Origin of the sequence: Flavobacterium hungaricum, assembly GCF_015182285.1 — a bacterium.
Lineage (GTDB): Bacteria > Bacteroidota > Bacteroidia > Flavobacteriales > Flavobacteriaceae > Flavobacterium > Flavobacterium hungaricum.
Genome location: NZ_PRDM01000003.1, coordinates 130026 through 144726, shown reverse-complemented (window position 1 = coordinate 144726; position 14701 = coordinate 130026). Strand labels below are relative to the sequence as shown.

Sequence of the window (14701 nt, the reverse complement as noted above, 5' to 3'; positions counted from 1 at the left end):
TTATCAATTCGCCTTAATTATTCAGCGTAAAATTTAGTCCAACAGAAATAGTAGTTGGTCGAGGATAGTTGTTGTATCTGTCAATTCCAGGAGCTGCCAATCCGGTTGTGTCCATTTTACCAGTTTGATTAATTCCGTCCTGAGCATTTAAACCAATCTCCGGATCTACTCCTTTGTAACTTGTAAATACAAATAGATTTTCTCCCATTACATAAAACCTGACTTTAGAGTTTTTATATTTTAATGGCAGCGTATAACCCAGAGATACTGTTTGAATTCTAAACAAAGATGCATCTTCGATCCAATAATCAGAATACTTTGGCGAAGAAGTGATACCGCTTGACAAGAAATCATCCGGAACATTAAAGGCCGGTAATCTGTTCGGATCGTTCAACATCATATTGGTTGCATTTAAAGCTTTTTGACCAAACATTCCGTAACCCGAAATTCCTAAATCAAATTTTTCATATGTAAAATTCATTCCGATACCTAAAGTCAAATCAGGCTGGATATTGCCTAAATCTCTTTTGTCTGCATCTACCAAAGCACTTTCAGCAACTACTTCATTGGCTGCGTTGTAATACTGAATTTTTCCATCGGCATCTAAGCCCGCATTTTTGAATCCCCAGAAAGTTCCAACAGGATAGCCTTCGGCAATAATCTGAGAATATTGTCCCGACATACCTGCCAGACCATGAAGAGATCCGCTGTAGATTACATCTGTTTTATAAGTTGGGTTTGAAAGTTTTTCGATTTTTTGAACGTTATGACCCAGTGTCAAATTGGCATTCCAATTAAATTTATCGCCTTTTACAATATCCGCATTCAAAGTTAATTCTACTCCTTTGTTTGACATTTCACCAACGTTTGCCAGCATTGTTCCTACTAAATAAGGAGGCTGAGGCACTTCGTACGTGTACAATAAATCTTTTGTTGTTTTAGAATAATATTCGAATGATCCTGTAATTCTGTTAAACAAACCGAAATCAAAACCAACATTGATTTGTTCTGTAGATTCCCATTTTAGATCAGGATTCGGATTTTGTTTTGGAGAATAAGCCAAACTCCAGGTTTTGGTAATTGGGTCATAATAACTGTCGTTTCCAACTCCTAGAATAGAAAGCGATTTGTATTCTCCAATTCCGTCTTGATTCCCAGTAACTCCGTAACCTACTCTTAGTTTTAAATTGTCTAGCCAGCCTTTTGAAGATTCCATAAATCCTTCGTTAGAAATTCTCCATGCTGCAGACGCCGAGGGAAAAGTTCCCCATTTATTATTTTCTCCAAAACGGCTTGATCCGTCACGTCTTACAGTTGCAGTCAATAAATATTTTCCGTCGTAACCATAGTTAGCACGGGCATAAAAAGACACTAAATTTGATTTTCCTTTGTATGAATACACATCGCCCAAACGATAATTGTAACCTGCACCTAAATTGTTGTAGCTAAAAGCATCTGTTACAAAACCGCCTCTCTGCGCTCCAAAACCTTCATAGATATTTTCGAGATAAGAATATCCGGCCAAAGCACTAATGTTGTGTTTGCCAATTACTTTATTATAATTTACATAAAGTTCGCCTTGTGCGTTGGTAAACTCAGCATAACTTCTTTGCGCAAAACCGCCTTCTGTCTGTCCTTCCATCACAGCATAAGAAGGTTTGTACGTACCGCCTTTTACAGCATTATGTTCTAGTGAAATATTAGCTGTAGCTGTAAAATCTTTTAAAAATTTAACCTCTGTTTTAAAGTATCCTAAGAGTCGGTGTCTTTCGTTATCAAAGGTTCTATTGGTTAAAATCTCAACTGGATTTTGGTAAATATTTCCTGTTACAGAAGAAAATGATCCATCTTCATTGTAAACCGGAATGGTTGGGTTTAAGTTATACGCTCTTTCAAAAATTCTATAATCGATTGGATGCCATTTGTCAATATTGGCAAATAATCCCATATCAAATTTTACCTCTTTGTTGTCGCCCAAAAATTGGTAGCCGCTTACATTACCGCTGATTCTTTCTAAACCCGATTTTTTGATAACGCCTTCGTTGTTAAGGTAAGAAATCGAAGTCCTGAAACCGCTGTCGGCTTTCCCAGAATTAATGCTTAAAGTATGAGACTGCGAAATTGCCGTTTGCTCAATAGCTTTTTGCCAATTGGTATTGCCGCCGTAATCTACTGCGTCCATATTATTGGTCTGACGAACGTAACCGCGCCATTGATTGGCTGATAAAAGATCTAAATTATCAGTAACATAACCGACACTCGACAAACCGCTGTAAGTAACCGAAACTCCTTTTGTTCCCGATTTAGTGGTAATCATGATCACACCGTTTGCTCCTCTGGATCCATAGATTGCAGTTGCCGAAGCGTCTTTAAGAACATCAACCGATTTAATATCGGCCGGCTGTACAACATTGATGTCTACTCCTGCAATACCGTCTACTACAATAAGCGGACTGTTGCTTGCTGTTAAAGAAGTACCGCCGCGCAGACGAATGGTTGAACCCGCCGCAGGATCTCCAGAAGGACGAATAATATTTAAACCTGCCACTTTTCCTTGTAAAACCTGTTCTGTAGACGAAATGGTTCCTTTTACCAAATCATCTGCTCCAACGGTAGAAACAGCTCCCGTTAAGTCTGATTTTTTTACTTTTCCATACCCTACAGAAACTACCTGTACTTCTGCCAAGGCATAGCCGTCGTTTTGCAGACGTACTTCGATATTGTTACTGTTGGCAGTTATCTGTATTTTTTGTGTTGTCGAACCAATAAACGAAACTTCGATTGCACCACCTACAGCTACCTGCAAGCTGAATTTACCATCAAAATCGGTTGTTGTTCCGTTTTTAGTTCCAACTTCAATAACAGAAGCTCCCGGCAAAACACTGCCTGTATTATCATAAACGGTTCCTGATACCTGCTTTTTTCCCTGCGCGAATATTCCAGCAGAAAGAAAAAGCATGAAAATCAACAATACCGCTCCTTTAGCAGTCCACATTTGATGCAGGACGCCTTTTGTATTTTTACTATTCATTAGAATTGGTGTTTTAATTTAATAGTGAATTATTAGTCTAAAGTTTTAAGCGGAATTGTAGTGTCCGAAATAGTCTTGTCTTTATTGTCTTTAACTAAAACATGAATTTCAGACAAACTTGGAATTCCGTTTAATTCTGAAACTAAATTGACAAACCCTTTAATTTCTGCGGTTCCTCCTGTAAACTCTCCAGAAATTACTTTAGAACCAGCTGTTATGGTGTAGATCAGTTTGTTTACACCAGACTCATTGTTTTTTCTAGACATTCCCAGAAAATCTCTCTGACTAATCTGCAGAGGGAAAAAAGCAAAAACCGGCGGCGGCGGCGGAATAAATTCTCCGGCATAAATAATTTGATCACCAGAATTTGCTGCCCAGTCTTTTGCAACCATCAGGAAAGTGATATTTTCCATTACAAAACCTGGTTCGGTATTGTAATATTGCTGCGGAATTATGTCCATTTTATAAAAACCATTTCCTAGATCTTTTAGTTTAGTTTTCTCAGAAACATCCGGAAGCCAAGCTTGATATTCCTGCAAAACAGCCCAATTGTTTAATCCACTATGAAAATGCACACTCTCAACACCTTCAAAACCAGCTTTTAAATTAGAATTGAACAATATACTTACTGGTTTGTCAATTAATGGTTTTGCAGGATAGGATCTAATGACTTCATTAGCCGTGTAGAAAGAAGAAAAATCGGTGTAAGCCATATTGGCAACATCACTTTGTTTTGATCCGTTTTTGTTTTTAAGTCTAAACCAAAAACCGGCACTTGCCGCAATTTCGGCTGGAGTTTTAGAAAAATAAACAGTCGGTGTCAAAGTAAAACTCCAGATTTTATTGCCTTCGTATTTTAATTTGGCAAAATCGGATGAGTTTTCCCAATTTCCAGCGTCTGGTTCAGATGGAGACCAAATCCAGATGTACAAATCTTCTGTTTCGGCAAATGTAGTTCCAGACATGTCAAAGAACCACGTTACCTTTTCATCATACTTATAAACGACAGGCGATGATGACATAGGCCCGACAGCTCCAGCATTTTCCTGCGCCGTCATCAAATTAGGCACCGTTAAAAAAGCTAGTAAAATTGTATAGATAAACTTTTTCATATCACTCATTAGTTAATAGCAGTTAATTTGAATATGTAAGACACAAAAGGGGTTCCGCCAGAAGAGCGTACCAATTGAAGCTGCATTTCTTCATTTTTACCTGGAACTGAGATCAATCTGAGTTCATCTGTTTTTTGTGTTTTTTGAGCGTCGCTGTACAAGTAGATTCTTGTTGCTGTTCCGCTAGTCTGCTGGAAATCTGAGCTTAGCTGCCAATATCCTTTTGGCGCGAATAATGGAGGAACATTTCCAGTTACTTGATAACTTGTAGGTTTGTTGTTTTCGTCTACGCTTAAGTTGATTTTAAAATCTTCGTAGTTAAAATAGGTGCTCAAGTTTTCTTCACTTGGTTCGATTTTATTTGCTTTCGCAACTTCATCAACCATTTTCAAATTTGTTAATCCCCAATTGCCATTTACTTTTTCATAAATAGTAATCGGATTTACGTAGCTTCCGTCTTCTGTGTTGTCGCAGCTAATCGCAAAAAAACACATGAAAAGAGCTAACCAATAAACAGTTTTACATCTCATAAATTTTTGGTTTTTGTTAGTATGTTACCCTTCAAAAGGATAGAACGAAGCTAGAAGTTAAATAAATCTTAAAAAAAATATCTGATAAAAATCAAGACTAAATACAACTATTTTTAAAACCAAAACATTGAATATCAAATAATTAAAATTATTTTTACATTCAAAAAATCAAGATGCTGTTTAGATGAAATGAGGCCTTTTTTAAATGGTAAAAATGACAATATGAAAAATATTGAGCATAATTTTTTCACTATACACACATATAACTTCTTTTTATTGTATAATTGCAAATAAATCAACTATTTTTAACATTTATAGCTTGATTTTACGCTAAAAAGCACTTTCAAAGCGATGTTATTACACTGACTAGAAATTTCAAAAACAGAAAATTTCAAAACTCTCAAACGTATTTTAAATTTTAACGAATTAGACTAACTATATCAAAAACCAACCTTTACTTAAACCAAAAAAAATCATGCAAAGAATATTGATGCTGCTTTTCTTTATAATCGGTTCGTCTTTAACTGCGAAAGAGACAAATCCGTATTTAGAAGAATTAGATCAGGTGCTCTTAAAAAAGGACGTATATCTGAAACAGAAATATCGCAAAATAGAAGCTTTAAAAAAGAATATATCTAAGTTTACACTCAATCAAAATAATGAAGAACTGTACAATTGTTACATTTCGCTGTTTGACGAATACAAATCGTTTAAATACGATTCTGCTTATTATTATTTAGAAGAAGCCAAAATCAAGGCAAAAGTTTTAAAAGATCCCAGATTTTTATCCAAAAGCCGTATCAAAGAAGGTTTTGTACTTCTTTCGTCTGGACTTTTTAAAGAAGCTATTGATACACTAAATGTCATAGATGATTCTAAATTAGATCTTAAAAACAAATTTGAATATTACAACATAAAAGCCCGTGCTTATTATGATCTCGCCGACTACAATCGTGATCAGCGTTTTAACATTCATTATGTACAGCAGGGAAATCATTTTTTAAAAAAGGCATTAGAATTAATTGGAACCAATACTAATGAATATTGGGCCGCCGAAAGCTTAAAGCGCTTGAAACAGCAGGATTGGCGCGGTGCTGAATTTGCTTTCAGTTATTGGATAAACAACTATAATTTACCACCTGATTATTACGGAATTGCAACTTCGAGTCTGGGCTATATTTATTCGGAACGCGGTTATACCAAAAAAGCAATTCAGTACCTCGCGCTTGCGGCCATTGCCGACGTTAAAAATGCCACAAAAGAAACTGTTGCTTTACGAAATTTAGCCAACGAACTCTTTAAAATGGGATATTTGGATAAAGCCAACGAATACATTAATATCGCAATGGACGATGCTACATTTTATAATGCAAGACACCGAAAAATTGAGATTTCGTCTATACTGCCCATTATCGAAAAAGCACAGTTAAATAATGTAAAAGATAAAAACGATAAACTGGAAAAGATCATTATTCTTTTGACTATTCTTACTGTGATTATTTTTGTTTTCCTAGGAATCATTTTCAAACAATTAAAAGAAAAGAATAAAGCCCGAAAAATAATGGCTTCTTCGTATGTGCAGCTGCAGGAAATGAACGTGAGCTTGAGTGAAGCGAATGCTATTAAAGAAGAATACATTACCTATTTTATAAAGGCAACCTCAGCTTTCATCAATAAAATAGATCATATTCAAAAAAGCACACTGCATAAAATAATCACCAAAAAAACAGATGAAGTTATTGCGAGTTTGAAACGTTATAATGTAAAAGAAGAGCGAGAAAATCTATTTCATCAATTTGACGAAATCTTCTTGAGATTGTTTCCCACTTTTGTGACCGAGTTTAACAAACTTTTTCCAAGCGATCATAAATGCATCGTTAAAAAAGGCGAACTTTTAAATACTGAATTGCGCATTTTTGCTTTGTATCGTTTGGGGATTCAGGACAGCAGTCAAATGGCAGAATTCTTAGAACTGTCTGTAGCTACCATTTATACGTACAAAACCAGAATTAAAAGTAAATCTGATTTTAAAGATACTTTTGAAGAGAAGATTATGGCGATAAAGACTATTTAAGGTTCTATTTTTTTCGCCACGAAGTCACGAATTATTTTAAAATCTATGCGGATAGAATTAGTTTAATTCGGGAATTCGTGGCTGTTTCTTATTCTTATTTAAGTTTTTTTTTCGCCACGAATTCACGAATTTTTATTTAAAAAATAATACGTGAAATTTATGCGCGATAATTACACGAATTAAAAGAAAAAATAATTCGGGAATTCGTGGCTGATTCTTATTACTATTTAAGTTTTTTTTCGCCACGAATTCACGAATTTTTATTTAAAAAAATACGTGAAATTTATGCGCGATAATTACACGAATTAAAAGAAAAAAATAATTCGGGAATTCGTGGCTGTTTCTTATTCTATTTAAGTTTTTTTTTCGCCACGAAGTCACAAATTATTTTAAAATCTATGCGGATAGAATTAGTTTAATTCGTGAATTCGTGGCGATTAATTACACGGATTGATAACTTTTTATTCAATCAATTCGCGAAACTATTCAGCGCGTATTTCACCAAGTGTGTTGCATAAAATTCGTGAATTCGTGGCTGTTTCTTATTCTTATTTAAGTTTTTTTCGCCACCAATTCACGAATTTTTATTTAAAAAATAATACGTGAAATTTATGCGCGATAATTACACGAATTAAAAGAAAAAATAATTCGGGAATTCGTAGCTGTTTCTTATTACTATTTAAGTTGTTTTCGCCACGAATTCACGAATTAGTTTAAAATCTATGCGGATAGAATTAGTTTAATTCGGGAATTCGTGGCCGTTTCTTATTCTTATTTAAGTTTTTTTTCGCCACGAAGTCACGAATTTTTATTTAAAAAAACAAGTGAAATTTATGCGCGATAATTACACGAATTAAAAGAAAAAATAATTCGGGAATTCGTGGCTGATTCTTATTCCTATTTAAGTTCTTTTCGCCACGAAGTCACGAATTATTTTAAAATCTATGCGGATAGAATTAGTTTAATTCGTGAATTCGTGGCGATTAATTACACGGATTGATAGAAAAGAAAATTCGGGAATTCGTGGTTATTTCTCATTCTGTAGTCTCCAACTGCAAAACAACATTTTGGTACCGTTTACTCAAAGAGAATAACTGCTCAGCAAAAATCATAATCGCAATCGGAACAAAGAAAAATACAATCAAATCTTCTTCATACAAAAAGTAAGTTGTCAGTATAAAAATCCGGGTGTATTCTAAATAATAGATCCATTTGCGTTGTTCTAAAAGAGCGCCGCAGTTGACCAAAGTAATAAGGATAAACAAAAGCACAAATACCTTATCATACAATTCTAAATAATCAAAATAATAGGTAAAAGCCGTTAGAAACAAAGTGCAGATCCCGAGCTGGATATACAGGTAATTTTTGAAGCGCAATCTTTGATTTGGACACGCTTTATCCTGGAGGAAACGTTTTTCCAAGATGGGGCGAATATCCTGATCCATATGTGCCGGGCTTCCAAAAACGGCTTTCCATTTTTCTTTAAAACCTTTAGAACGTTTCATCAATTCATAGATTTCGAAGTAATAATGAAAGTGCTGCCATAAAAAACTATAGCTTTTGAGCGGATGTGTTAATCCGTATTTTGGTTTTTCTTCTTCGGTTTGAAAAGTACCAAAAAGACGATCCCAAAAGGTAAACATATCGCCGTAATTTTTGTCCAGATATTTTTCGTCAGAAGCATGATGAACGCCGTGGACAGAAGGCGTTACAAAAACGTATTCGAGCCATTTTATTTTACCAATTAACTGTGTATGTGTAAAGAACGAATAAGCGCCGTGCACAACGAGCATCGTAATAACCATTGTGGGATGAAAACCGATAAGCGGCAATACACACCAGAATCCCGTTCGAATAATGGCCTGAAAAGTAGTAATCCTGGCGGCGGCTGTAAAATTAAATTCTTCGCTGTGATGGTGTACTATATGTGCTGCCCATAAAAAATTGACCTCATGTCCCAATCGATGGTACCAATACCAGACAAAATCGGTTGCCAGAATTAAGGCAAACCAAATAAAAGCATTTTTCGGAATCTCAAATATCCTGTAATTATCATAAATAAAGTAATACAACTGATAAAAACTGGCGGCAATAAATAAGTTGATCAAACGCTCTGCAATTCCAATACTGATATTTGAAACAGAACTTTCGTAATTAAAAATTTCTGGTCTTTTCTTGCGCTGCGCAAGTTTATATTCTAAAAATAAAAAAAGAAAAAAGGCCGGCATGGCAAAGGCTAGGAAATTGATATTCTTCATCTTTTCAACACTTTACGATTCTAAAATTTATATTCATTTAATAAAACGAAAAGACATTTCCACCAATTACGTTTTTAAAGGGAGAAAAAAAACGTAACTAATGAAAATGATCTTTACCAAGTAAACCTGATTTTTAATTCTGTTTATACTGAGGCGCTTCGATCGCAAATTCTTTTACAGACTGCGTTTCGGCTACTTTTTTCAAAGCAATAATATAAGCAGCAATACGAGGCGTTACGTTGTGTTTTACTGCAACTCTAAAAACAGTATTAAAACCTTTTTCTAAAATATCTTCCAAACGCGTATTGATTTGGCTAATTCTCCAAGACTCCAAAAGCGAATTCTGAAGCCATTCGAAATAAGAAACGGTAACACCGCCAGCATTGGCCAAAATATCAGGAACAACTAATATATTTTTATCGTGCAGAATTTGATCTGCATCTGAAGAAACCGGACCATTGGCGCCTTCGACAATAATCCTGGCTTGAATATCTGCAGCATTTTTTTGTGTAATAACATCTTCCTTTGCTGCCGGAATCAATAAATCTACTTCTAAAAGCAGCAAATCTTCATGTTTGATTGCTACCGAATTCGGATAGCCTTTTATGGTTTTATTATTTAAATTATAATATAAAATCAATTCTGGGATATTCAATCCGTTTGGATTGTAAAAAGCTTCAGAGACATCGCTTACGGCAACAATTTTTACCCCTTTTTCATATAGAAATAAGGCAGAGTGCAGTCCAACATTGCCAAAACCTTGAATCGCGGCAGTAGCTCTTGCAGGTCTGATTTTTAATTTTTGAAGAGCCAAAAGACTAATAATGCTCACTCCTCTTCCTGTTGCTTCTACTCTTCCCAGCGAACCACCAGAATGCAGGTGTTTTCCTGTTACTACGGCATGAATTGGTTTTCCGTGCAGTAATGAAAATTCATCCATCAGCCAGCCCATTTCGTCTGGACCCGTTCCCATATCTGGAGCCGGAACATCTTTTTCTGGTCCGAAAATATCTGCTAATGTTTTAGTATATGCTCTGGTAATTTTTTCTAATTCTTTTTTAGAATGATTTCTTGGATCACAGATAATGCCGCCTTTTGCTCCTCCAAACGGAATTCCGGTTACAGCAGATTTCCAAGTCATCCAGGCGGCAAGTGCTTTCACTTCGTCCAAATTTACAGCAGTGTCATAACGAATACCGCCTTTTGACGGCCCTAACGCAGTATTGTGGATAACGCGATATCCTTCAAAGTTTTGAACGTTTCCATTATCCAAAACAATAGAAAAATTTACAGTGATTTGTTTTTCTGGACGCTGCAGTTTTTGTTTAATTGATTCGTCTAAATTTAAAATGTCTGCAGCAATATTAAAGCGATCAATCATAGATTGAAACGGATTCTGTTTTATAATTTCTGAACTCATAATATATAGTTTTTAGGTTTGGGTTACTTTATAGTTTTTAGAATTACTTCTGTTTTTGCATTTGAACAAATTCAACACGGAATTTTTCTAAGACAGCAGCGCATCATAATGTTTATATTTCTATTGGTTCTCATATTTTGATGTTTTAGTAATTCAAAAAAAAGCCTTTCATGGTGCAATGAAAGGCTAAAAAAAAAAATAACTAACAAGTACTTTCTCTATTAACGCCATTTCATAACGTGATTCATCATGCAGCACATCGCAAAGCTGCAGTTGAAAGACGTTATCATATTTCGGCTATAGTTTTTCATTGTTGAAGCAAAGCTACAAATTAAATTTATAAATTCTATAGAATTAGTAGAGTTAATTTTCATAAAAACAAAAACATAATACTAAATCAACTGTAAATTAAAGGATTATGCTTTAAAAAAAATTACTGTAATTGCGAAAAAACAATCAAAACAATGGCCATTAAAGCCAAAAACAATCCTAAAATATTAGTTTTAGAAAGTTTTTCTTTGAAGAAAAAAGCCCCCACCAAAGTTCCTAGAATAATTACGCCCATATTCATTCCGGCAAAAACAGTTGAAGGATTTTCTGCAAATGCCTTATGCGCTTTTAAATAAAATAAAATATTGCAGAAATTGAAAATTCCAACCAAAGCCCCAAACAGAAGATTTTGAACCGCCGGTTTTTCTTTCGCAATAAAAACTTTATACAGGACAATCAATATTGAAACTGCAAAGGAAATTATAAATACAAAAAATAAGGATGTTGTGTAAGGAACAACAGTATAAAGTGCAATTTTCTTAAAAAGTATATCAATAACTCCAAAACCAAACAAAACCGCTGCAGGATAAATCCATTTGTTTTCCTGATTATCTGTCGGTTTTCTTAAAATAAATAAAAGCGCCGTAAAACCAATTAAAACCCCAATTGTTTTATAGGTATTAAAATCTTCGCCAAACAATAACCAAGCTGCCAAAATGGGAATAAAAAGGGACAATCGCTGCGCCGCATCTGTTTTGGCAATTCCCATAAATTTCATTGAAAACGCCAGAAACAAAAAAACTATTGGAAGCAGCATTCCAACCGCTGTATAAATTCCCCAAGGTGCTTGATCGTCAAATTCCTGAAGATTTGGACTGAAAGTGAAATAACAAAGCGCGATTGCAGCTGCATAATTAAAAGAAATAATTTGTGACGGATTACTATTATATTTTCTGGAAATCTTGAAAATCACACCAACAATGACACTGCAAAGAATACTTAATATAAGGAATAACATAAATTTATTTTTGGATTGTAAAAGTACACTATTGTCAAATAAAAAGATTCGACCGGTTTAAAAAAACTAGCTAGACCAGATTGATTTTTTGTTTTCCTTCCTTGCTCAAAATGACAAATAGTATGGGCGTCTGTGTGTTTAAAATTATTCATCTAAAAAAGCAAACCCGACAGGTTTTAAAAACTTGTCGGGTCTGACACCATATTACACTATATATTATAAGAATTAGAACTTACTAATATAACTTCCGTAAATATCTCTAAACTGATTTCCTTTTGCAAATCTGTCTTTGCTTAGTTTTTTATACTCGACCAATCCCCACAATACAAATTCCTTCATAAAGTACTGATCTTCTTTTGGTAATTGAGGCTGGTATTTTTTTAATAAAACATCCAACGGCGTTACCTCATCCAGAATATTTCTATATTCAGCGTCAGAGGCATCGTCTAACAATTCGAAACCGCTTTCTGCAAAAAACCATTCTACTATATCCGAATAAGGTGTTTTCTCATCTGGCTTTTCTAATTTTTCAATTTTAGGAAAATATTCTGGGAACAATGTTCTAATTGCAGATCCTATAAGGCTTTCGGCAACAACATCGGCTCCCTCCTGCTCTCCTTCGTAAACCAATTCTACTTTTCCTGTAATTGCTGGAATGATTCCGACAAAATCCGACAAACGTAAAGCTGTTTTTTCAACACCAGAAAGTAATGCACGACGCTCGGCTGTACTTATTAAGTTTTCAAAAGCTGTAATACTCATTCTGGCACTTACACCGCTTTTGTTGTCTATATATTCGCTTTCACGCGCTTCAAAACTGATCTGTTCTAAAATATCTCTGGCCAGACTTGGCACATAAACCAAATCGCTTTGATTTTGATCGAGTTTTGATTCCTGCTCTGTAATAGTTCTGGCAATCTGGATATTTTCAGGATAATGCGTTAAAATCTGAGAACCAATTCTATCTTTTAAAGGGGTAACGATACTTCCTCTATTGGTATAATCTTCTGGATTTGCTGTAAAAACAAACTGCATGTCTAATGGCATTCTCAATTTGAAACCGCGAATCTGGATATCGCCTTCCTGCAAAATATTAAATAAAGCTACCTGAATTCTGGCCTGTAAATCGGGTAATTCGTTGATTACAAAAATACAACGATTGGCTCTCGGAATCATTCCAAAATGAATTACACGATCGTCAGCATAAGATAATTTTAAATTAGCGGCTTTTATCGGGTCAACGTCTCCAATTAAATCGGCAACGGTTACATCGGGTGTTGCTAATTTTTCAAAGAAACGATCGTTTCTGTGCAGCCATGAGATTGGCGTTTGATAGCCTCTTTCTGCAATTAAATCTTTTGCAAATCTTGAAATTGGATTAAATGGATCGTCATTAATCTCTGAACCTTCTACAAAGGGAATATATTCGTCTAATAATTCAACCATTTTACGCGCCAAACGAGTTTTTGCCTGTCCGCGCAATCCCAATAAGTTAATATTATGACGAGATAGAATAGCGCGTTCTAGTTCGGGAATTACCGTGTTTTCAAATCCGTGCACCCCTTCAAAAACCGGTTTCCCCGATTTGATTTTCTCACGCAGGTTTTCTCTTAATTCGTCTTTGATCGATTTGGTTTTATATCCAGCGTCTTGTAATTGGCCTAATGTTTTTATGTCAAGTATATTCATTGTATATTTTTTTAAGGTTCTAAAGGTATTTAGTGACAAAGATTGGCATGTCTACAGAAAAACTTTGTCATTTTGTTACTATGAACCTTTGTCGCTTTAAGTCTTATTTAATTCTTTTTTTTCTGTTCGTTTCATAATCTTCAAAAATCATTTCACCCAAACCTTTCAGTCCGGTGTAAAACGCTTTTCCCTGATTGGCTTCTGTAAACTGATTCACAAATCGCTGCAGATACGGATCTTTGGCAATCATAAAAGTTGTAATCGGAATATGGAGTTTTCTGGCCTGTTGCGCCTGCGTGTAACATTTGTCTACGATATATTCGTCGAGGCCGTTACTGTTCATATAATAAGAACCGTCGCGTTCGCGGACACAGCTTGGTTTTCCGTCGGTAATCATAAAGATTTGCTTGTTGGTATTTCGCTTTCTTCGCAAAATATCCATTGCCAACTGCAGACCGGCAACTGTGTTGGTATGATAAGGACCAACTTGTAAATAAGGCAAGTCCTTTATAGGAATGGTCCAGGCATCATTACCAAAAACCAAAATATCTAATGTGTCTTTAGGATAACGGGTTGTGATTAATTCTGCCAGCGCCATTGCCACTTTTTTGGCCGGCGTAATACGGTCTTCACCATACAAAATCATACTGTGGCTGATGTCGATCATCAAGACCGTACTCATCTGGGCTTTGTACTGCGTTTCTTCGACAACCAGATCGTTTTCAGTGAGCATAAAACTTTCAACACCATTGTTGATTTGAGCATTTCGAAGACTTTCTGTTAGTGAAATTCTTTCTAATCCGTCGCCAAAATTAAACTCACGGAATTCTCCCGTATGTTCGTCGCCATTTCCGGCATGTTTTGTTTTATGATTCCCGTTTCCGGAGCGTTTCAAATTTCCAAAAATCTGATCCAAAGCTTGCTGCCTGATCGCTCGTTCTGTTTTTGCGGTTATTCCTAATCCGGAACTTCCGTCGCCTTTAACTTCATCTCTGATATAGCCTTTTTTCTTAAGGTCTTCGATAAAATCGTCAATGGTGTAGTTTTCGTCGGTCAGTTTATATTCTATATCCAGTTCTCGAAGCCAGCTGATTGCTTCGTCAAAATCACCCGAAGTATGGGTGATTAACTCTTTAAATATGGTAAAAAGTTTGTCAAACGGAGACTGAAAAGGAGCTTCGTAAGTCTTAAAATAAAAGCCTTTTTTAAATTCGTTTTTCATAATTCTAAAATTACATCTTTTTAGAATTACGAAAAAAGAATCGTTTATTAATTTTTAGTTAAAATATTTAAGCAAAA

At 35.2% G+C, this 14701-nt stretch carries 9 protein-coding genes; 1 reads left to right on the top strand and 8 read right to left on the bottom strand.

Translation table 11 applies throughout. The features are described 5' to 3' along the window. Positions 1-13: 13 nt before the first annotated feature. Genes C4F50_RS13995 through C4F50_RS13985 form a run of 3 tightly spaced genes read right to left on the bottom strand, consistent with a single transcriptional unit; the run spans position 14 to position 4673 of the window. A complete protein-coding gene (locus C4F50_RS13995) occupies positions 14-3031 on the bottom strand; it encodes a SusC/RagA family TonB-linked outer membrane protein (protein WP_228012029.1) in 3018 nt (1005 codons plus the stop codon). A gap of 32 nt (positions 3032-3063) precedes the next feature. Continuing rightward, entirely contained in the window at positions 3064-4143 is a 1080-nt protein-coding gene (locus C4F50_RS13990) for a hypothetical protein (RefSeq protein ID WP_194139274.1), read from the bottom strand. A gap of 8 nt (positions 4144-4151) precedes the next feature. Continuing rightward, positions 4152-4673 (bottom strand): DUF5004 domain-containing protein, encoded by a 522-nt coding sequence (locus C4F50_RS13985; RefSeq protein ID WP_194139273.1) that lies wholly within the window; start codon positions 4671-4673, stop codon positions 4152-4154. A 475-nt stretch (positions 4674-5148) separates the two neighbouring features. On the opposite strand from C4F50_RS13985, the gene susR reads away from it, so the two are divergent. Next, the gene (gene susR, locus C4F50_RS13980) at positions 5149-6747 is read left to right on the top strand and encodes a SusR family glycan utilization regulator (protein ID WP_194139272.1); all 1599 of its coding nucleotides are present in this window, start codon (positions 5149-5151) and stop codon (positions 6745-6747) included. 1034 nt (positions 6748-7781) lie between these two features. Here susR and C4F50_RS13975 read toward each other — a convergent pair. The 5 genes from C4F50_RS13975 to C4F50_RS13955 form a co-directional block, all read right to left on the bottom strand. Continuing rightward, positions 7782-9005, bottom strand: coding sequence for a sterol desaturase family protein (locus C4F50_RS13975; protein WP_194139271.1), 1224 nt, complete (start codon positions 9003-9005; stop codon positions 7782-7784). A 133-nt stretch (positions 9006-9138) separates the two neighbouring features. After that, positions 9139-10425 (bottom strand): Glu/Leu/Phe/Val family dehydrogenase, encoded by a 1287-nt coding sequence (locus C4F50_RS13970; RefSeq protein WP_194139270.1) that lies wholly within the window; start codon positions 10423-10425, stop codon positions 9139-9141. Between the two features lie 433 nt (positions 10426-10858). Then, a complete protein-coding gene (locus C4F50_RS13965; RefSeq protein WP_194139269.1) occupies positions 10859-11713 on the bottom strand; it encodes a DMT family transporter in 855 nt (284 codons plus the stop codon). A gap of 225 nt (positions 11714-11938) precedes the next feature. Beyond that, positions 11939-13402 (bottom strand): AAA family ATPase, encoded by a 1464-nt coding sequence (locus C4F50_RS13960; RefSeq protein ID WP_194139268.1) that lies wholly within the window; start codon positions 13400-13402, stop codon positions 11939-11941. Between the two features lie 103 nt (positions 13403-13505). After that, the gene (locus C4F50_RS13955) at positions 13506-14624 is read right to left on the bottom strand and encodes a vWA domain-containing protein (protein WP_194139267.1); all 1119 of its coding nucleotides are present in this window, start codon (positions 14622-14624) and stop codon (positions 13506-13508) included. Positions 14625-14701 lie beyond the last annotated feature (77 nt).

Excerpts from the sequence above, each read along its gene's own strand:
- C4F50_RS13995 (WP_228012029.1), bottom strand. The coding sequence starts at position 3,031 with ATGAATAGTAAAAATACAAAAGGCGTCCTGCATCAAATGTGGACTGCT.
- C4F50_RS13990 (WP_194139274.1), bottom strand. The coding sequence starts at position 4,143 with ATGAAAAAGTTTATCTATACAATTTTACTAGCTTTTTTAACGGTGCCT.
- C4F50_RS13985 (WP_194139273.1), bottom strand. The coding sequence starts at position 4,673 with ATGAGATGTAAAACTGTTTATTGGTTAGCTCTTTTCATGTGTTTTTTT.
- susR (WP_194139272.1), top strand. The coding sequence starts at position 5,149 with ATGCAAAGAATATTGATGCTGCTTTTCTTTATAATCGGTTCGTCTTTA.
- C4F50_RS13975 (WP_194139271.1), bottom strand. The coding sequence starts at position 9,005 with ATGAAGAATATCAATTTCCTAGCCTTTGCCATGCCGGCCTTTTTTCTT.
- C4F50_RS13970 (WP_194139270.1), bottom strand. The coding sequence starts at position 10,425 with ATGAGTTCAGAAATTATAAAACAGAATCCGTTTCAATCTATGATTGAT.
- C4F50_RS13965 (WP_194139269.1), bottom strand. The coding sequence starts at position 11,713 with ATGTTATTCCTTATATTAAGTATTCTTTGCAGTGTCATTGTTGGTGTG.
- C4F50_RS13960 (WP_194139268.1), bottom strand. The coding sequence starts at position 13,402 with ATGAATATACTTGACATAAAAACATTAGGCCAATTACAAGACGCTGGA.
- C4F50_RS13955 (WP_194139267.1), bottom strand. The coding sequence starts at position 14,624 with ATGAAAAACGAATTTAAAAAAGGCTTTTATTTTAAGACTTACGAAGCT.